22 protein-coding genes, 1 tRNA gene and 1 pseudogene are annotated in these 18,796 nt (G+C 61.8%); 18 read left to right on the forward strand and 6 right to left on the reverse strand.

All coding sequences use genetic code 11. The features are described from left to right. Positions 1-316 precede the first annotated feature (316 nt). Together BMY71_RS18160 and pufB are read right to left on the reverse strand one after the other, a co-directional pair. Positions 317-496, reverse strand: coding sequence for a light-harvesting protein (locus tag BMY71_RS18160; RefSeq protein ID WP_011502811.1), 180 nt, complete (start codon positions 494-496; stop codon positions 317-319). A 12-nt stretch (positions 497-508) separates the two neighbouring features. Next, positions 509-664 (reverse strand): light-harvesting antenna LH1, beta subunit, encoded by a 156-nt coding sequence (gene pufB, locus BMY71_RS18165; RefSeq protein ID WP_011157052.1) that lies wholly within the window; start codon positions 662-664, stop codon positions 509-511. Between the two features lie 475 nt (positions 665-1,139). On the opposite strand from pufB, the gene BMY71_RS18170 reads away from it, so the two are divergent. The 5 genes from BMY71_RS18170 (at position 1,140) to BMY71_RS18190 (ending at position 8,269) form a co-directional block, all read left to right on the forward strand. Then, a complete protein-coding gene (locus BMY71_RS18170) occupies positions 1,140-1,832 on the forward strand; it encodes a response regulator (protein WP_011502812.1) in 693 nt (230 codons plus the stop codon). Positions 1,833-2,062: 230 nt separating this feature from the next. After that, the gene (locus BMY71_RS18175; RefSeq protein WP_092685618.1) at positions 2,063-4,351 is read left to right on the forward strand and encodes an ATP-binding protein; all 2,289 of its coding nucleotides are present in this window, start codon (positions 2,063-2,065) and stop codon (positions 4,349-4,351) included. Next, complete coding sequence (locus BMY71_RS18180) at positions 4,351-6,681, forward strand: ATP-binding protein (protein ID WP_175557711.1); 2,331 nt, start codon at positions 4,351-4,353, stop codon at positions 6,679-6,681. The genes BMY71_RS18175 and BMY71_RS18180 overlap by 1 nt, the downstream gene beginning before the upstream one ends. Continuing rightward, positions 6,678-7,142 carry a response regulator gene (locus tag BMY71_RS18185; protein ID WP_011502815.1) on the forward strand — a complete coding sequence of 155 codons (465 nt, stop codon included), beginning with the start codon at positions 6,678-6,680 and terminating at the stop codon, positions 7,140-7,142. The genes BMY71_RS18180 and BMY71_RS18185 overlap by 4 nt, the downstream gene beginning before the upstream one ends. Then, positions 7,139-8,269, forward strand: a complete 1,131-nt coding sequence (locus tag BMY71_RS18190) for a hybrid sensor histidine kinase/response regulator (protein WP_011502816.1) — start codon at positions 7,139-7,141, stop codon at positions 8,267-8,269. Before BMY71_RS18185 ends, BMY71_RS18190 begins: the two co-directional genes overlap by 4 nt. Before the next feature lie 192 nt (positions 8,270-8,461). Here the strand turns inward: BMY71_RS18190 and BMY71_RS24485 are convergent. From BMY71_RS24485 to BMY71_RS18205, 4 genes and pseudogenes are all read right to left on the reverse strand, one after another. Further along, a pseudogene (locus tag BMY71_RS24485) lies at positions 8,462-8,639 on the reverse strand (IS3 family transposase); the annotation flags it as partial. A gap of 256 nt (positions 8,640-8,895) precedes the next feature. Beyond that, positions 8,896-8,985 (reverse strand) — tRNA-Ser (locus tag BMY71_RS18195). Positions 8,986-9,054: 69 nt separating this feature from the next. Further along, complete coding sequence (locus BMY71_RS18200; protein WP_092685620.1) at positions 9,055-10,218, reverse strand: site-specific integrase; 1,164 nt, start codon at positions 10,216-10,218, stop codon at positions 9,055-9,057. Between the two features lie 74 nt (positions 10,219-10,292). Continuing rightward, positions 10,293-10,727: a hypothetical protein gene (locus BMY71_RS18205; protein ID WP_092685622.1), complete on the reverse strand. Its 435-nt coding sequence runs from the start codon at positions 10,725-10,727 to the stop codon at positions 10,293-10,295. Between the two features lie 118 nt (positions 10,728-10,845). On the opposite strand from BMY71_RS18205, the gene BMY71_RS18210 reads away from it, so the two are divergent. From BMY71_RS18210 to BMY71_RS18280, 13 genes are all read left to right on the forward strand, one after another. Further along, positions 10,846-11,049: a DNA-binding protein gene (locus BMY71_RS18210; RefSeq protein ID WP_092685763.1), complete on the forward strand. Its 204-nt coding sequence runs from the start codon at positions 10,846-10,848 to the stop codon at positions 11,047-11,049. A gap of 18 nt (positions 11,050-11,067) precedes the next feature. Continuing rightward, positions 11,068-11,823: a DnaA N-terminal domain-containing protein gene (locus BMY71_RS18215; protein WP_092685624.1), complete on the forward strand. Its 756-nt coding sequence runs from the start codon at positions 11,068-11,070 to the stop codon at positions 11,821-11,823. Further along, positions 11,820-12,014 (forward strand): hypothetical protein, encoded by a 195-nt coding sequence (locus BMY71_RS24990; protein WP_092685626.1) that lies wholly within the window; start codon positions 11,820-11,822, stop codon positions 12,012-12,014. Before BMY71_RS18215 ends, BMY71_RS24990 begins: the two co-directional genes overlap by 4 nt. Further along, positions 12,007-12,342, forward strand: coding sequence for an HTH domain-containing protein (locus tag BMY71_RS18225; protein ID WP_092685628.1), 336 nt, complete (start codon positions 12,007-12,009; stop codon positions 12,340-12,342). The genes BMY71_RS24990 and BMY71_RS18225 overlap by 8 nt, the downstream gene beginning before the upstream one ends. Next, positions 12,339-12,617, forward strand: coding sequence for a hypothetical protein (locus BMY71_RS18230; protein ID WP_092685630.1), 279 nt, complete (start codon positions 12,339-12,341; stop codon positions 12,615-12,617). The genes BMY71_RS18225 and BMY71_RS18230 overlap by 4 nt, the downstream gene beginning before the upstream one ends. After that, complete coding sequence (locus tag BMY71_RS18235) at positions 12,614-12,928, forward strand: hypothetical protein (RefSeq protein WP_092685632.1); 315 nt, start codon at positions 12,614-12,616, stop codon at positions 12,926-12,928. The genes BMY71_RS18230 and BMY71_RS18235 overlap by 4 nt, the downstream gene beginning before the upstream one ends. Continuing rightward, positions 12,928-14,088 (forward strand): hypothetical protein, encoded by a 1,161-nt coding sequence (locus tag BMY71_RS18240; RefSeq protein ID WP_139202674.1) that lies wholly within the window; start codon positions 12,928-12,930, stop codon positions 14,086-14,088. The genes BMY71_RS18235 and BMY71_RS18240 overlap by 1 nt, the downstream gene beginning before the upstream one ends. Then, positions 14,085-14,399 (forward strand): hypothetical protein, encoded by a 315-nt coding sequence (locus tag BMY71_RS18245; protein WP_092685636.1) that lies wholly within the window; start codon positions 14,085-14,087, stop codon positions 14,397-14,399. The genes BMY71_RS18240 and BMY71_RS18245 overlap by 4 nt, the downstream gene beginning before the upstream one ends. 300 nt (positions 14,400-14,699) lie before the next feature. Next, complete coding sequence (locus BMY71_RS18255) at positions 14,700-15,914, forward strand: phage portal protein (protein ID WP_092685764.1); 1,215 nt, start codon at positions 14,700-14,702, stop codon at positions 15,912-15,914. Then, entirely contained in the window at positions 15,911-16,435 is a 525-nt protein-coding gene (locus tag BMY71_RS18260) for an HK97 family phage prohead protease (RefSeq protein ID WP_210185065.1), read from the forward strand. Before BMY71_RS18255 ends, BMY71_RS18260 begins: the two co-directional genes overlap by 4 nt. After that, the gene (locus tag BMY71_RS18265) at positions 16,432-17,634 is read left to right on the forward strand and encodes a phage major capsid protein (RefSeq protein ID WP_092685638.1); all 1,203 of its coding nucleotides are present in this window, start codon (positions 16,432-16,434) and stop codon (positions 17,632-17,634) included. The genes BMY71_RS18260 and BMY71_RS18265 overlap by 4 nt, the downstream gene beginning before the upstream one ends. 14 nt (positions 17,635-17,648) lie before the next feature. Beyond that, on the forward strand, positions 17,649-18,035 hold the full coding sequence (locus tag BMY71_RS18270; protein WP_092685640.1) for a hypothetical protein: 387 nt from the start codon (positions 17,649-17,651) through the stop codon (positions 18,033-18,035). 455 nt (positions 18,036-18,490) lie between these two features. After that, positions 18,491-18,796: a head-tail connector protein gene (locus tag BMY71_RS18280; protein WP_092685644.1), complete on the forward strand. Its 306-nt coding sequence runs from the start codon at positions 18,491-18,493 to the stop codon at positions 18,794-18,796.

Raw genomic sequence — 18,796 nt, forward strand, 5'->3', positions numbered from 1 at the left:
CTTGAAACAGCGACAGGCGCAGCAACCGGGACAGAGGCAGATCCGGCGTCGCCGCATCCGCGAAAGGCAGAAAGCGAGACCCGAGCGAGGCCCAGGCCTTCATCACTTTCTGACTGACTGTGTTCATCGTGGCGGCCCAATGACGACGAGCGAACGGATGAGTAGAGTTCAGATTGAAATTGTCACCTAGCGGCCGAAGAGAGACAAACGACGGGAATTCGTACTCGGATGATCTCCCGCTCCCTTCGGTCCGCCAAGCAACTGGGTCGGGACCCTTGGATCCCGCTCCAACCGCGACAGCTTCAACGAAGCTGAATTAGCCGAGCTTGACCGAGCTCTCGATCGCCGCGGTCTTGCCGTTCATGAACTTCGCGACCCAGGTGGTGTGGGTGAGAACGGCGAAGTGAACGAGAACGACCATCACGGCGACGCTGCCGAGCAGCAGCGGGAGACCAACGGTGGGCTTCACGACAGTCCAAATGCGACCTTGATTCATCTTCGATACTCCTTAGTGCAGCCAGGGCGAGTAAACATACGCCAGGAAGTGCGCAACGATCGCGATCGCGCCGAAAATGCGCGTACCGTCGATGACGTGCTTGTGGAGTTCTTCCGACTCCGCGATCGTCAGGCCAGTCGGCCAGACCTTGTTGGGATCGTCTGCCATAGTAAAAACCTCCTAAGAGACTTTCGATATTGTCGTGCTGAACCTGCACGCAGGTAGTCTCGCTGGGACGCCGAACAGTCGTTCGCCAGATCTCAGCTTTTGCCGTTGTGATTACTTCGCCTGGATGATCGGACCACCAACAATGGGTGGAGCGCGCCAGATGCGAAGTTCTCACCCGATCGCGCGTTGGTCCCTTACGGGGCGTCTTCACGAACGAGTGATCGTCAACCTAGGCTGACACACGTTTATGTCAATTTGGGCTGACAGAAGTGGAGCGTCCGTGTAACGCTGGAGATGGATGTTTTCTGGTCAGGAAATCCTGACGGAAATAATTGATTTGAGCCAAGTCTCACGTTGGGCCGATGGATTATTGAATCCTGATGTCGACACACATCACGGCTCGCCGCCTCTTGGCGCAACACGCGCTATCGACCGGGACGCTCGTCGCGATGTCGACCTCGAATGCAGGTGACGCATGGATCAGGTGCTGACTAAACATCCACTCGGACCGCGTCTGCGCGTTTTCCTCGCGGACGATCATCCGATCGTGTTGAGCGGGATGAAAATGCTGGTCGCCGAGGCTCCAGAACTCGAATTGGTCGGCGAGGCTAATGACGGACCGAAGGCGCTGCGGCGCGCCATCGAACTCAGGCCCGACGTTGCGGTGTTCGATTTGTCGATGCCGGGCATGAACGGAATTGACGTCACCGAGAAATACCTCGATGCAATTCCGAAGGCGCGCGTTCTGGTCTTATCGGTGCATGAGGATGGCGCCTATTTGCGGCGGCTCCTCAAACTCGGCGTCGGCGGTTATATCCTCAAGCGTTCTGCAACTGACGAATTGATCCGGGGTATCCACGCCGTTGCAAGCGGCGGCTTGTATCTCGATCCCGCGATCGCGGGTCGCGCGATCGGCCGCGGCGTGCAGAAGGTCTCCATCGACAGCGAAACGAGTCCGATCTCCGAGCTCAGCACACGGGAGCTCGAAGTCCTGCGCCTGGCTTCGGTCGGCCACAGCAACAAGGTGATCTCGGCCAAGCTGCAGGTCGGGTCCAAAAGCGTCGAAACCTACAAAGCCCGTGCCATGGACAAGCTCGGCTTCACCAACCGAGTCGAGTTGATCCGCTTCGCTCTGAGCATGGGCTGGCTGGAAAGCGCCGAGCCGTGACCGGCCTCGACCCGTTATTGTTCGATCAGAAGCCTCGTTGACAAACCTTGCTCGTTACTTCGATACGGCCGATTTGATCTATCGCAACATCGGTTGCGGCGGTCAGCGCAAGGTTCTCTTCAGTCGTATCGACGGCACTGGGGCAATATCGCTGTGCGGCTGGTGGATCGCTGATCTTCAAGGCCGGCGGCATCCAACAATAACACTTTCATGAGGTGCGTAAGGTGGCGATGCATGCGGCTGCCGGTGACGTCGATCTGACGAACTGCGACCGGGAGCCGATCCACATTCCGGGCTGCATCCAGCCTCACGGATTGCTGATCGCGTTCAACGACGAATTGAAGGTTGTCGCCGTCAGTTCGAACATTGGAAACTTCGTCGACCTCGAACCAGACGAGTTGCTGGGCCAATCGCTCGACAAGGCGCTCGACTCCGACAGCCATATGCGCTTGCGCAAAGCGATGCGAGAGCCCGTTGATGCGAGCGGATCACCGATCGCCATCCGCCTGCATGGTCACGACGCAGAATTCACCGGCCTTTGGCACCGCCACGGGGGACTAGCTTTCCTGGAACTCGAAGTCCCGCTGCACGAGGCGGCCGAGTCGCACGCGTTCTTCTGCCGGACCAGCGGCGCAATCAAGCGACTGCAGGCGGCGCAGACCCTGCAGGGCGCCTGCGCCGCGGCGGCTCGCGAAGTGCGGGAGATCACCGAATTCGATCGCGTCAAAATTTATCGCTTCGCTTCCGACTACAGCGGCGAGGTCATCGCGGAGGACCGCACCGAAGGGGTCGAGTCGTTCCTCGGTCTGCGTTTTCCGCCGTCGGATATTCCAGTGCAGGCGCGCCGGCTCTACACGATCAATCCGATTCGTATCATTCCCGATATCGACTACATCCCGGTGCCGATCGTGCCCGGCACCGATCCGTCGACCGGGCAGGCCATCGATCTGACCTTTTCGGTTCTGCGCAGCGTGTCGCCGGTTCATCTCGAATACATGCGCAATATTGGAATGCGGGGCACGATGTCGGTCTCGATCCTCCGCGGCGACAGGCTGTGGGGACTGATCGCCTGTCACAACCGGCAGCCGAGATATGTTGGGCACGACGCCCGGCAGGCCTGTGAGATGGTGGCGCAGGTGCTGGCCTGGCAGGTCGGCGTGATGGAGGAGCAGGCGGCGACTCGCCAAACCTTGAAGGGCAAGGCGATCCAACGCAGCCTGATCAGCGACATCGAGCAATTGCACGACCATCGTGCCGGCCTGATCCGGAACAGCGAGGCACTGCTCGACATGATGGGCGCGTCGGGCCTGTGTCTGTTCGGGCGCGAAGGCATCACCGCGATCGGCAGCACCCCGCCTGAATCGGCGATCGAGAAGGTTGCCGGCCTGGTCGGGCGCAACGACAGCACCGAGTTGTTCGAAACCGATCAACTGTCGACCCTGTTTCCGGAGGCCAAAGCTTTCGCCGACGTCGCGAGCGGGGTGCTGGCGGTGCCGCTGTCGCGGACGACGCCGCGTCGCGTGATGTTGTGGTTTCGGCCAGAAGTCGCGCAGACGGTGCATTGGGCCGGCAACCCCGACAAATCGGTCACAACCGAGGCTGGCCGGCTGCGGCCACGCACGTCGTTCGCCGCGTGGACCGAGGAAACCAGTGGCCGCGCACTCCCTTGGCAGCCGCACGAGATCGCCGCGGCCGTTGAAATAAGGGACCTCGTCATCGACGTCATCCTGCGCAACACCGAGAAGCTCGAACGTGTGAATACCAAGCTCGCGCGCAGTAATGAGGAACTCGAGGCCTTCGCCAATGTCGCCTCGCACGACATCAAGGAGCCGTTGCGCCATATCGAAGCCTTCGCCGGCCTGCTCGGCGAGTCGATCCGCGAGATGGGCGACGAACGGCTCGGCCTGATGGTCAGCGGAATCGAGAAATCATCTCAGCGGCTGCGAATTCTGATCAACGATCTCGCCGAATTCTCACAGCTCGGGCGCCGCTCCAAACCGCTCACGCAAACCTCGCTCTTGGAAGTCGCGCAGGAAGTCGTGACCGATCTTCATCAGCGGATCGACGAGGCATCAGCGATCGTCGAGATCGGTGATCTGCCAGTCGCGCGTTGCGATCGCAACCAGATGCGCCAGGTGCTGCAGAACCTTGTGTCGAACGCCTTGAAGTACCGACGACCCGGTCGCCCTTGCCGAATCCGCGTGTTCGCAGAATCGCGGACCGAGCCGAGGCCGCGAGGGGAGGTGGGGGATTCAACGATCAGTACCCGAGTCTGTGTCAGCGACAACGGCATCGGCTTCGATCCCAAATATGCCGAGCAGATCTTCGAACCGTTTCAGCGGCTGCACGGCCCCGACGAATATGAAGGCAGCGGCATCGGGCTCGCGATCTGCCGCAAGATCGTGCAGCGGCACGGTGGCCGGGTGGGCGTCGACACCATTCCGGGCTCGGGGTCGACGTTCTGGTTCACCCTGCCGATCGCGGCCGATCCATCCGCCGAACCGAACAGGGGATCGTGATGAACGAGCGGAGAACGCCAGCGGCGTCCGATCCCACCGCCTTTATCCCGGGCGACGACGTTCTGGCGGCCGACCTCACCGAATGTGATCGCGAGCCGATTCACATCCCGGGCTCGATCCAGCCTCATGGCATGCTGATCGCGCTTGCCGAACCCGAGTTACGTCCCGTCTCGGTGAGCGCCAACATTCAGGCGATGATCGGAATTCCCCCGGAGACCGCGCTGGCAGAGCCGTTGTCCGCCTATATGACCGCGGAGAGTTTCGCGCTGCTACGCGCCGCGCTGTCCGACGACGACGTCGCCTCGACCAACCCGATCCGCCTGGAGTTTTTGACGAAATCTGCCCCGATCGCTTTCAACGGCATTCTCCATCGACATGATGGCCTCTGCATTCTGGAACTAGAGCCGCGAGGCGCGACCGAATCCTCGAGCGAGTTCTTCCGCAGCGTTCGCGCGGCGATCCGACGGTTGCAGAAGGCGTCCAGCGTCCTGATGGCCTGCGACATCGCAGCGCGCGAGGTGCGGCGGATCACCGGGTTCGACCGCATCAAGATCTATCGATTTGCAGCGGACTGGAGCGGCCAGGTCATCGCCGAGGACCGCGTCGACAGTATCCCGTCGCTGCTGGATTTCCACTTCCCCGCCTCTGATATCCCGGCGCAGTCGCGCGCGCTCTACACCAGCAACACCATCCGGATCATCCCCGACGTCGCCTATCGCCCGTCTCCGCTGCTCCCGGATCGCAATCCGGTGACGGGCGGGCCGATCGATCTGAGCTACGCGGTGCTGCGCAGCGTCTCGCCGGTCCATGTCGAGTACATGGTCAACATGGCGGTGTACGGCGCGATGTCGGTGTCGATCGTCCGTGAGGGCCGCCTTTGGGGAATGATCTCGTGCCACAATACCTTGCCCCGGTTCGTCCCCTTCGAAATCCGGCAGGCTTGCGAACTGATCGCCCAGGTCCTGACCTGGCAGATCAGCGTGCTGGAAGAAGCCGAGATCGTTCAGCACAGCGTGCAGGTGCGCGCCATCCAGAACAAGCTGCTGCACCAATTCGGCGACGAGCAGAACCTGCATGAAGGGCTGACCCGCATCGGCGATGAGATGCTCGCGCTGATGAGCGCGTTCGGATTCGCTCTTTGCGGATTCGACGGCATCACGTCTTTCGGACGAACGCCGTCGCCGGCCCAGTTGCAGGACCTCGCGAACTGGATCGCCCGGAATCAGCCGAGCGGAGCGTTCGAGACGGACCGGCTCTCGACGCTCTACGCCGATGCCTCAAGCTATCGGGAGATCGCCAGCGGCGTGCTTGCGATCCCGCTGGGCCGGGCATCGACGAGTCTGTTGTTGTGGTTTCGACCCGAGGTCGCCCAGACCGTCACCTGGGGCGGCGATCCGCACAAGCCGGTGCAGATCGGTCCGCGCGGCCGACGTCTGCAAACCCGCGCGTCGTTCGATGCGTGGCGCGAAGAGGTGCGTGGCCGCGCGATTCCATGGCGCAGCCACGAGATCGCCGCTGCCATCGAGATTCGCGATTTGGTCGTGGACGTCATTCTCGGCAAGGCGGAGCAATTGGAGAGGGCGAACCGCGAACTATCCCGGAGCAACGACGAGCTGGAATCTTTCGCCTACGTCGCCGCTCATGACCTCAAGGAGCCGCTCCGCCACATCGAAGCATTCGCCGGCCTGCTGAGCGATCTCCTCGCGCCCGAGGCCAAGACCCGGCTGAATGTCATGGTCAACGGAATTGAAGCGTCGTCCCGGCGCCTGCGCGCCCTGATCAACGATCTCGCGGAGTATTCGCGCGTCGGACGACAGGCGCGGCCGCTCGCTCCGATATCGTTGAACGAGGTTTTGTCCGAAGTCCTCGCGGACTTGAAGCCGAATTTGCAGGATACCCGCGCGGCGGTGTCGGCGGACGATCTCCCAGTGGTGCTGTGTGATGCCAGCCAGATCAGGCAATTGTTGCAGAACCTGATTTCCAACGCGCTCAAATATCGCGATGCGTTTCGTCCGCCGCAGATCGAGATCAGTTCTGCGGTGGATACTGAGACCAAGGATAGTCACGATCGTCATCCACGCGTGAGAGTCACGATCTCGGATAATGGAATCGGCTTCGACCCAAAATATGCCGAGCAGATCTTCGAGCCCTTTCAGAGGCTGCACGGCCCGGATGAATACGAAGGCACCGGCATCGGGCTGGCGATCTGCCGCAAGATCGTGAGCCGCCACGGCGGCTCGATCACTGCGACGAGCAAGCCCGGAAGCGGATCGGCCTTCAGCTTCACCCTTTCACTGCGCGGCGCCGACGATGTGGAGCAGACGTCATGAACCGCGATCAGGCGCCACCGACCATTTTGGTGGCCGAGGATCACGACTACGACAAGCTGATTCTGACGGAGGTCTTCGCGCGCGCCCGGATCGAGGCTGATATTCGATTTGTCGGCGATGGCGAGCAGATGCTCGACTACCTCAAGCGCCGCCATCGCTATGCCGACGACGGCTCGGCGCCGACGCCGGCTCTGATTCTTCTCGACCTCAACATGCCCCGGCTGGACGGCCGTAAGGTGATCCGCATCCTGCGCGCCGACGAGGCGATCCGGCACCTTCCGGTGATCGCGCTGTCGACGTCGGAAAGCCCGAAGCATATCACTGAGGCCTATTCGATCGGGATCAACGCCTATCTCGTCAAGCCGGCCAGCATTCCCGACTATGTGTCCGCGATTGAATCGCTCTGGCAGTTCTGGATGAAGACCGCGTCTCTCCCGATGACCGAGAGCATTCGGTCATGAGCAGGCTGGCGACACGGATTCTGCTTATCGATGATGCGCGGATCGAATTTCTCGCCTTCGAGCGGATCCTGCATAAAATTCCCGACTATCGGCCGACGCTCGACTGGATCTCGACCTATTCGGACGCGCGCGCGGCCCTCGAGCAAGACCAGCACGACCTGTATTTCGTCGATTTCCGGCTCGGTCCGGACAACGGTCTCGACCTCGTGCGCCACGCAAGGTCCCGCGGCATGACGAAGCCGATCATCGTCCTGACCGGTCACGGCAATGCGGCGGTCGATCAGGCGGCGACCGAGGTCGGCGCCAACGACTATCTGGTCAAAGGCGAATTCGACGCCGTTTTGCTGGAGCGCTCGATGCGCTACGCCGCTCGCAATGCCGAGGCGCTCGCCGAACTGGATCGCCGCCTTGCCGAAAGCAAGGCGAATGCGCGTGAGCTCAGCGCACAGACCAAACGCCGCGCGGCCGCGGAGGCCGACGTTCTCCAGGTTCTCCGGCAGACGATGGTGGATCAGGAAGCCGAGCGCCAGCGCATCGCGCGGGAGATGCACGACAATCTCGGCCAGTCGGTGACGCTGGTGCAGCTCGGGCTCGACTCAATCGCACGCAATGCGCCCGCCCAAAGTGACATCGCCGACAAAGCTACGTCGTTGAAGCGCATTACGCACGACATGAGCAAGAGCCTGCACCGCATCGCCTGGGAGGTTCGTCCGACGGCGCTGGATGCGCTCGGTCTGGAGGATGCGGTCGGTCAGCTCGTCGCGGACTGGGAGCCGCATTGCAGCCTGACTTTCGACCTTCATCTCGGCATCGGCGACCTTCGGCTGCCGCCGGATGTCGAAAGCGCTTTGTATCGCATCATTCAAGAAGGCATCACCAACGTGGTGCGGCACGCCAACGCGACGCGCGTAGGGGTGATCCTGGAGAAGAGGGGCAGCGATCTGATATGTATCGTCGAAGACGACGGTTGCGGCGTGCCGGAGACAAAAGCCGGGTCCACGGAAAATGCCTCCCGTCGTCTCGGCCTGCTCGGCATGCGCGAGCGCATGGCTCTCGTCAACGGCTCGGTGGAATTGGAGTCTCATCCCGAGAAAGGAACAGCGCTGTTCGCACGTGTTCCACTGTAGGCGAGTAGTACTTGCACCACTCCTCGACACTCGATCAAATCATCTCTGATTGAGAAACCGTGTTGTCTTTGACCCGCTGACCTGAGACCGCAAAAACTGGACCGTTTTTGGCTAGCATGCTGTTGAAAAAAATGGCACTGGTGGCAGGCCTCTTGAACCGCCCCGGGGCTGCCGGAGGCTGTTTGGTTTAAGTTACGCGGCCATGGCTTGCTGTTCCAGCATGGCGCAGTAGCGTCGCTCGGCTTCGGCCGGGGGATGTTGCCGATCGGCTCCAGGAGCCGTCGGTTGTTGAACCAGTCGTCCCATTCCAGGGTGGCGACTCGACGGCATCGAAGCTGCGCCATGGCCCGCGCCGATGGAAAGCACGAGATCCTTCGGCGTTGTCCGGACGGGGCCCTTATCAAGCCATCGACATAGGCGGCTACGATGGTGGCGGCTTCGAAATCCGGAGCCGTGCGCAACGTGCTTTCGTGCTTTAGGAGGGCGGTGAAGGTCGTGGTCGATCCGACCGCTCCCGATCAGTGGGCGGCATCGAGCTTGGCAAATAGCTGACATCACTTCCGCCGTAAGGTTGTAAAACCCACGTCGCCCGTCAACATATTTTGTAAAATACAATCAACGGTTTATGGCGGAAGGGGTGGGATTCGAACCCACGGTGGGCTTGCACCCACGCCGGTTTTCAAGACCGGTGCCTTAAACCACTCGGCCACCCTTCCATCCAATTGAAATTGTTTAGCTATTGTTGCGGAGCAGAATGGCAAAAATGGCCGTTTGCTACCGCTTTGCTACCCAATGCTTTTGGTGCGCTTGTTTATGGCGTCACGCAGCGCATCGTCAACCCGCACCACAGCGTCGGCCTGCATTCCGGGCAGAACATGGGAATACAGGTCCAGCGTGATTCCCACCTTGGAGTGACCCAGGCGCTCGCTGGCGATCTTCGGATGAACGCCGCTTGCCAGCATATGGGTGGCGTGAGCGTGCCGCAGGTCGTGGAATCTGATGCGGGGCAGGGCAGTTTGGCCGAGCAGGCGTACCCATTCATGGGTGATGCTCGTCGGCTTCAATGGGTGGGCGTCCGCTTGTGCAACCACAAAGGAATCATCGGATAGGCGGACGCCGAGCCTTAAAAGCTCTTGCGCCTGCCGTGCACGGTGCGCCTTCAATTCATCGATCATTGTTGACGACAGCGCCACGGTGCGCGCCCTGCCGCTCTTGGGTTCCTTGTAGCGGACGCCGTCTTTGGTTTCCTCGGCACTCTCGACAACCGCGATCTGACCGGCTGTGACATCGACGTTGCGCCAACGCAGGGCGGCTATTTCGCCGCGGCGCAGTCCGCATAGCACCGCCAGCAGGGCGGGCACCAACATCCGCGTGTTGCGCAGGGCGTCTATGAGCTCTGCCGTCTGCGGCAAATCAAACGTATGCATCGAGACCCGCTCGACCTTGGGAGGGTCGACGGCATCGCAGGGATTCCGATTGAGCAGTTCCCATTTCACAGCCTGCCCAAGAGCCTGTTTAAGAACCCGGTGCATGTGATGCACGGTGCGAGGCGAAAGACCGCCCTTGCCGTCCCGGCGCCCGCTGGCGAGGGCGGTTGTGTAGGATGCTGCGATCTGCGCAGGCCGCAGTTTGCTCAAGACGATACCACCGAGCAGCGGCGCGATGTTCTTGCGTGCCAGGTCGGCGTAGCGTTCATGGGACCGGGGAGAGACGTGCGCCTTGATGTGGTGGATCCAGCGATCCAGGAACGCCGCAAGCGTCGTCTTGTCCGGCTCTAGGTAGGTGCCGCCCTTCATCGCCGAGATCAGGCGCGCGCACTCGACTTGTGCCTGCCGTTTGGTGCCGGTGAAGCTATGCCATTTGCGGCGACGCTTACCAGACGCTGGATCCGGTGTGTCAAGAATGATGGCCCAATGGCCGGGCGAGCGCTCGCGAATCGAGCCTTTCATGTTGTCCTCCCCAATCTAGAACTGGCATGGGGTAGCAAGACCCGATGGCAGGGTGCGCGTGTGGATAGTGGCCATTACTTGCCCTTCCTCTGCTGCGCGATCTCTCGGTTGGCCCGATCGACCATCTCGGAGAGCTCGTTAAATTCTTCATCCGTCAGCGTCGACTCCTCCGCGGTCGGGATCGAATCGATGAAGGCCGTGAGACGTGAGATCATCTGCGCCTTCACCGATGGTGAGATCGCGAAGTACCTACCATGTTCGGGCGGCTCGTAGCGGGGCTCCTTGCCGATCGTGTGCATGACGAGCGCGCTGATAAGTTTGTCGCTTTCTCGCCGGAACGACCCCGCCAAGCGCTCGGCTGCATCCTCCGACAGTGTAAGTCTTTTCTCAGCGGCCGACGCCTGCAGCTTTTCGTAAAGGTGATCGTGGATCCGCAGCGCAAGCACAGGCCGCTTCAACCCGCTGCTCGGTCGTCCAGCTTTTTTCTTCGGCGCAGGTTTGTTTTCCATCGTTATCCCAATCGGTGGTAATTTGTGTTACTTTATCATAACAAAAATTCTTTACAAGAGGTATAAACCGCCATATCTAGGTTCTCGTTACGTTTCAATAACGGAAATGGAGAGCGGCATGGATTCGGCGGTGCGGGATGCGCTGATTAAAGACCTCACGGTGTCGGTGGAAACTGCGGGCAAGGCGTTCGGGATCGGTAGAAACGCGGCTTACGCAGCGTGCGCCAATCTTCAAATTCCCTCGGTCCGCATTGGAGGCCGGATCGTCGTTCCGACGGCCCCGCTCCGAAAAATGCTCGGCATCGACGTTGGCGCGCAGTGACGGTGACGCCCTAGAGCCATGGCCCCCGTCGTCGACATGGATGATGCGCGCCGCAAGCGCGATCTCGCGAGGGACTTCACCGCGCTGAAGTTGGCCGCGCTTGATCAGGCTGCCATCGACCCGCGGCTAACGCACCTTGATTTCCGGCACTACTACTATCTGGCCAGCGCCGCCGACCGGCTCACCCAGGTCGCGCGGAGAAAACAACGGATCATTGCCGACGCGCTCGGCGTGACGCCCCGCGCGGTGCAGATAAGCGCCGAACGCCTGAGCGAGTTTCAGTACATCACCATCATCACGAAGGACGGCGGCAGCTACACCAAAGGCTATCAGATGGTCCTCGTAAAGGCGAACGAGGTTTCGCCTTCCGAAAACACAAAGGCGAACCCAGCTTCGCCTTGTGCCGAAAAAAGGCGAACGAGATCGCCAAAAAAGGCGAAGCAAAACGATGAAAAAGGCGAAGCGCCATTCGCACCAATCTTACCCTTTAATTCCCTTGAAATCCCTTCGCGCGCGCGCGGGCCAAGCAGCCCTGACGGGCTTGGCCTCGCAGGCGCGCTTCTGCGGCAGCGCCTGGGCGACGACGTATTCCGATCGTGGTTCGGCAAGGTCAGCCTCGTCTCGGTGGTAGACGGCATCGTCACCCTGTCGGCGCCGACCAGCTTCATACGAGACCGGATCATCAGCGACCATGACCAGTTGCTGCAATCGGTCTGGCAGGCGGTGGACCCCAACATCGTCCGCGTCAACGTCGTCACCGGGGGTGTCCGATGAAGGGGCAACCAACCATTCACATGCCTGTCGAGGCATTCATCGGCGGCAATGGCGACGTGGTCTTGTTGCAGGAGATCACTCAGCCCGATGGCGAGACGTTCATCCGCATCATGGTCGACCCCAAGAATTGCGCGGCGTTGTGCGCCGCCATCACTGCGGCAGCACGCGAGGGAGCAGAAGCGCATGACTGACGGCATAACCTACCCGGACAGCCCGGGATTCAAGGCGCACGGCCCATCGGAAGATGCAGCCGCGAAGATGGCACCGCGCGCGCCGCGGATTCGCAACACGGTTCTCGACGAGATCGCCAAGCATCCGGCCGGCGTCACCGCCGATGAGATCGCCGCGGCTCTGGGCCTGTCCGTGCTGACGGTCCGCCCTCGCGTTTCAGAATTGCGCCGGCTCGGAGAGATCAGGGCAACCGGCGATCGCCGTTGCAACGCCAGCGGCATGACCGCCGGCACCTGGCGGATGGCGCCGCCACTTCCGAATGATCCCAGCGCGAAAGGTGAAGCATGACTAGCGAAATCGAGACCAGCCTCATCGAAATTTGCCTCGGTCCCGTCGATCGCGTGGTGATCACCGCGGGGCACATCGTCGAAAGACACCTGCCATTCGAGCAATGGCCGTTCCGCTATTTCGTCGACCTGATCGAGGAAGGCCCAGACGGTGGTGACGCCATTCTCTGGAATGGAGCGACTCATACGGAGGCGGTGGTCGCGGCGCGTGAGATCAGTCGAGACTGGGGCAACCTTCCGATCATCGACCGCACTGCCGGAGACGCTACGCAATGAGCAGCACCCGCCAGCTTCCGGACCAGCTCGCGAACTTGTATCCCACCAGCAATGATTGGGTGCGGGCATTCCCCTGGCAATACGCCAGCGGGCGCGTTGACCACTACCAAACCGTTTTCCGCCGGCTGGTTTTCCTGGCCGGTGCCGAGCACCCGATCGAGCAGAAGGTGTGCGTCGCCGTTCCGCGTTCGATTTTCCACAACTCGCACGCGGCGCTCTGGGACATCGCAGGCCAGATCCGGCGGGCGAATAGCAGCAAGGCGCGGTCCAGGGACGGAAAATTCAAAAGGGCCGGTGGGAGGCCGCGCTGATGCCGCCGCGCAAAGGAACGCCGCAGCGTCCGAAGGTTCGTCAGCCACCGGTGGCTGACCACTTCGCCACGATCGTTGCCTTGTGCGAGGCGGGGTCAACATTGGCCGCGGCGTGCGGGGCGGTGCCGCACGGGCCAAACCTCAACGCGGTTCGGCGGTGGGTGCGCAACAACGCGGATGCAGCCGAGCAATTGAGGGCGGCGCGGATGGCTGCAGGCGGCACCACGCGGGCGCCGTCAAGGATTCCACCGGAAGCATGGGAGGCGGGACTGCAGGCCGTCGCGACCTATGAGGGGGCGCTGACATCGCTGCGCGTTCCAGGCCAGCCCCATATTGACGATCTTCGTCGGCGCGCCGACCGCGATCCCGGCTTCGCTGCGCGGCTGAAGGCGGCGTTTGAACGGCGCCAAGCGCTAGGACTGCGAAAGGCGCGGTTCAGCCCGGCGGACTATTCGGCGGCAATTGAAAAACTCAAAGCTGACCGGTCGCGGAACATGACAGAAATCGACGCCGACTTGCGGCGCGAGAACTTGCCGGCGCTGGGAACGATCTATGTCCGGCGCTATCGCGACGCAGATCTGGCGAAACAGTACGCGGAGAGCATCACCGCGACGCGTGGCATTTTCCATTTCAGCGAGGAGGCCTACGACGAGGCGCTGGCTATATTGCGATCGGACCCGGCGAAAGCGCGCCTCATCATCAAACGCGCGAAGGGAAGGCTTCCCAGCTTCAACGCAATCGTTTCGCGCGCCAAGACCGATCCCGCCGTTGCCGCGATTTTCGGTGACGCCAGACTGAAGCGCCGCGCCGCGAAGGCCCATGCCAGAACCGACAAGGCGAACAAGCCTGTCTACCAGGACGGCGTTCTGCGCTCCGGGTTGTTGCTCGATGACCTGTACAGGGAGGCGAGCACGTTGTTTCACCGTGGTCTACCGGATCGTGACGACATGATTTCCGAGGTGGTGCTGGCGGTTCTGCAGGGCGAATTGAAACGAGAAGAGATCAGTACCAAAGGCGTCAAGCTCGGCTGGGCGCGCGTCAGCCGGTTCAACAAAGGTACCGATTCCCTTGACCGGCCGATCGCCAGAGACGGCGGAAGCTCGACAACGGTGCTGGACATGGTGAAGGCCGACCACTGGTCTTTTGAGGACGCGATATGAGCTACGTTGGCCAGATGGTGCGGGCAGGCGGCAGCGCCCCGATGAAGGTCGTTGATATTTCGAACGACATTGCCGAATGCGTCTGGATCGATGGCAACGGCGTAATCCGGCGGCGCTTCCATGAGGTCGACCACCTCACGCCGTTCTGGATGTCGCTCGGGCCAAAGAGCCTTTGGCCCGACATGACGCAGATCGACCTGATCGAAATCGAGAAAGAGGAGCGGGTGGCCGCGGCGCAGAAGAAGGCGCAGCGCGAGGTTGCAAAGAAAGCGAAGAAGTCGAACAAGCTCAAGCGCAAGGTGTCGGCATGAACGGGGAAAACGGATGGGTTAACCCAACGGTTATGGTCACCGACAAATCGTGGCGCGATCAGAAGCTTTGGGGGGCCAAAGCCATTGCAGATTTTGCCGAGGTCAGCGTTGATACTGTGTATCGCTGGGAGCAGTTGCCGGACTGTCCGGTCAGCAAGCCAGGCGGGCGTTACTTCGCGCTCCGCACGGCCTTGTCGCGGTGGATGTTGAGCAAGGCTGCAAGGTCTTGCGAGAATGTGCCAGATAACTCACGATCATGCGGGGTAGACCGTGCCGGTGGTTCGGCCGCATAGACTGATGATGCGGCTATGGCCAAGGCGAGCAGTCGAGATCAAGGCGTCGCTGGCAAATCCGGATCCCGAGTTGCTCAGCATCTTCGGGGCAGGTTTGCCGGGCGCGATTACGCGCGCTCAGGCCCTTGACGTTCCGGTGGTCAGCACCGCGATCCGAACGCTCAGCGAAGCCGCGGCGACGCTCAGTATCAAGGTTGTCCGCATCAACGATGACGGCACCGAAACCGACGACGCCAAGCATCCCGTCGCCAAGTTGCTGCAGGATCAGGTCAACGACTGGACCAGCGCCTTCGAACTGGTCCGCGACCTGGTGGTGCAGGCGCTGACCTGCGACGCGGGCGGCATTGCTTGGATCAACCGCGTCGACGGCAGGCCGCACGAAATCATCATCTACCAGCCGGGCAAGATTTCTGTTTCCTATGCCGACACTGGCGAGCCGAGCTATCGCATCGATAGCCGTCTGCTGGACGCTGCCGACGTGATCCATTTGCGGTCGCCGTTCAGCCGCTGCCCGCTGACGATGGCGATGCGCGCAATCTCGGTGGCGTGGCATTTGGAGAATCACGCGCTCAACCTGTTCAAGAAGGGCGCCCGGCCGGGCGGTGTGATCAAGTTCAAGAAAACCCTTGGCGACGAGGGGCTGAAGAAGATGAAGGCCGGCTGGCGCGCGGCGTTCTCCGGTTCGGACAATTCCGGCGAGACGGCCGTTCTGTGGGACGACGCCGATTTTCAACAACTCACGCTCAACAGCACCGACAGCCAATTTTTGGAGAACAGGAAATTCCAAATCCTGGAGATCTGCCGGGCTTTCCGCATCCCGCCGGGCATGGCCTATGAGCTGGACCGCGTCACCTACAACAACGGCGAACAGCAGGGCCAAGAGTTCCTGAGCTACAGCCTCGAGCCGTGGCTGCACGCGCTGGAAAACTGTTTCCGCCGGGCGCTGTTCTCCACCGACGAACGGGCATCCTATCGCGTCGTCTTCGATCGCGACGACCTGACCCGCGCCAGCCTGACCGAGCGCGCCGCGGCGATCAACAGCTTGCGGGCGTCGAAGGTGCTCAACGCCAACGAGGGCCGGTCATGGATCGGGCTGCAGCCCTATGAAGGCGGTGACGTTTACGAAAATACGAACATCAGCACCGACACCCCGGCGGCGGACGGTTCGAACCCGCGCGCGGGCAGCACCCCGCCGAAACAGAAACTGCAGGCGGCAGCATGAGCAACGCTCTGGATCGGGCTTATTTCACGACCAAGATCATTGCCGACGATGCCGGCGTGGTCTCCTGTCTTGCGTGGCCCTACGGCAAGCCTGACCGTGTCGGCGACGTGATCGAGAAGGGCGCGTTCGGAGACATCGATCTGCCGCTGCCCATGCTGGCCTTCCACGACATGAAAAGCCCGATCGGCGCGTGGAGCCAGGCGATCGACAAGGCGGACGGCCTGCATCTCTCCGGCAAGATCCTCGTTGGAAAGGTCGCCATGGCAACCGAATGCCATGAGCTGGTCATGTCCGGTGGCATCCGCGCCGTCTCCGTCGGCTTCATCACCAAGAAAGCGAAACCCCGCAAGGGCGGTGGCCGTACCATCAGCGAAGCCGAGCTGATCGAGTGCAGCATGGTCCCGGTGGGAATGCATCCCGGCGCGCGCCTTACCAGCGCAAAGTCGGTCATCGAGGCGCTGGCAATCGCCCAGGCCATCAACCGCGCCACGGCGGCGCTCACGGCAGGAACATCGAAATGAAGAACGTTGCTAAGAACGCGCTGCTTGGCAGCGTTGCTCTCGATCTCACCATCAAGGAAGGTGATGAATCCGATCCGGCCTCGATCATCACCAAGGCGCTCGGCGACTTTTCGACCGAGTTCGAAAGGAAGTTCGACGATCGGTTCAAGGCGTTGGAGGCCAAGGCGCCGGCCACCGATCCGAAGCTGACCGAGCGGCTGGACAAGATCGAGGCCAAGGTCAACCGCCCCGGCGCCACGGACAAGACCAAGGACGAACAGGCCGAATCCGAAAAGAAGGCCTTCCATTCGTATTTGCGCCAGGGCGATCGGGCCGACCCGGTCGAACTCAAGACCCTGATCGTCTCCAGCGATCCGCAGGGCGGCTATCTGGCGCCGACCGAATTGTCGACCGAGTTCATCCGCGACCTGGTCGAATATTCGCCGATCCGCGGCCTCGCCACGGTGCGCAGCACCACGTCGCCGGCTGTGGCGTATCCGAAGCGCATCGGCACCACGAACGGCAAGTGGAAGGGCGAGCTCCAGGCGCAGGAAGGTTCGGAGCCGAGCTTCGGCCAGGTCGAGATCCCGGTTCGCGAGATCAACACCTTCGTCGACATCTCGAACCAGCTGCTCGCCGACAGCGCGGGCGTTGCCGAGGCCGAAGTTCGCATGGCGCTCGCCGAAGACTTCGGACAGAAGGAAGGCGCCGCCTTCGTCAAGGGCTCCGGACCGCTGATGCCCGAGGGCCTGCTGACCAACGGCGACGTCGTCTCGGTCCCGACAGGCAACGCGGCGACGCTCGGCACCGCGCCCGCCGACCTGCTGATCAGCGTGTTCTACTCGCTGCAGGCGGCATATCGGCAGCGCGGCACCTGGTTGATGGCGGGATCGACGCTCGCCGCGATCCGCAAGCTGAAGGATGGCCAGGGCAATTTCCTGTGGCAGCCCTCGCTGCAGCTTGGGCAACCGGAAAGCATCTTGGGCCGCCCGGTGGTCGAAGTACCCGACATGGACGCCATCGGCGCCGGGGCAACGCCGATCGCCTTCGGTGACATCGCGACCGCGTATCGGATCATCGACCGACTGGCGCTCAGCATCTTGGTCAACCCCTACCTGCTCGCCACCAACGGCATCACCCGTATTCACGCCACCCGGCGCGTCGGCGGCGCGGTCATTCGGCCCGCGGCGCTCAAGAAGATCACCTGCGCCGTCAGCTAAGAAGGAACAGCACCATGCGCGATCTTGCTTCAAACATCGGCGTCGTCCTGGCGCTGTCTCCCGCGGTGCAGGCCGCGACCATCAAGGGCAACGCGGTCGATCTGCAGGACTATGAAGGCGCGGCCCTGATCCTCAACAGCGGTGCCGTCGTCGGAGCCGGAAGCTTTGCCGCCAAACTGCAGGAGGCCGAGACTACCGCGGACGGCGACTTCACCGACGTTCCGGCCGATCTGTTGGTCGGTGTGTTGCCGGCGGCGCTGGCGGCCGATGCCACGGTCAAGCAAAGCTACATCGGACATAAGCGCTATGTCCGGGTGGTGGTGACCAAGAACAGCGGAACGTCCGTCGCGCTCGGCGCGGTGTTCGTGCTGGGCAACGCCCGCAACCGCCCGGTGGCCTGATCGAGGAACGGCCATGCCGATGCGCGCACCATCCATCCGTGGTTGCTGCGGGCGTCGGCTGCCCAAGGAGGTCATGTGCCCGTGCCAGCAGGCCAGGAAGCGGGAAGCCGACAAGGCTTATGATGCTGGGCGGCCATCGGCCTCACGGCGTGGCTATGACGCCGAATGGCGGACCCTGCGCAAGGCCTATCTCGCAGAGCCTGGTCACCAACTCTGTGCATGTGGAGCGCCAGCCACGCTTGTCGGTCACATCGTCAGCATCAGACAGGCACCAGGCCGCAGGCTGGATCGGAGCAATTGGAAGCCATCCTGCACGCCCTGCAACCTGCGTCAGAACATTCGCTGTGAGGGCGGCTTCGGTAAGGCTACCCGGGGGTAGTCGACGTCTTCACGAAATCGCGTGGGGACCAGTGGTTCTCAGTCCCGCAAGAGATCCCCGAATTGAGGTTTTTTAGATGGCGATCGTCACGTTGGAAGAGGTCAAGGCCCAGCTGAATCAGACGCTGGACGTCGACGACGAACTGATCGAGCGCAAGATCTGTGCCGCGCAGTGCCATATCGAACAGCTGCTCGGCTTCAAGATCTCCGATCAGTACACGCCGACCAAGATTCCGGCGCCGTTGAAGGAATGCGTCTGCCAGCTGGCAGCGCATTGGTACGAAAACCGCGAGGCGGTGCTGGTGGGTGTCAATGCGCAGTCGCTGCCGATCGGTGTGGCCGACATCGTGAACGAATTTCGGAACTGGAGCTGGGCGGGCTGA

Source organism: Rhodopseudomonas pseudopalustris, from assembly GCF_900110435.1.
In the GTDB taxonomy this organism is placed as follows: Bacteria; Pseudomonadota; Alphaproteobacteria; order Rhizobiales; family Xanthobacteraceae; genus Rhodopseudomonas; species Rhodopseudomonas pseudopalustris.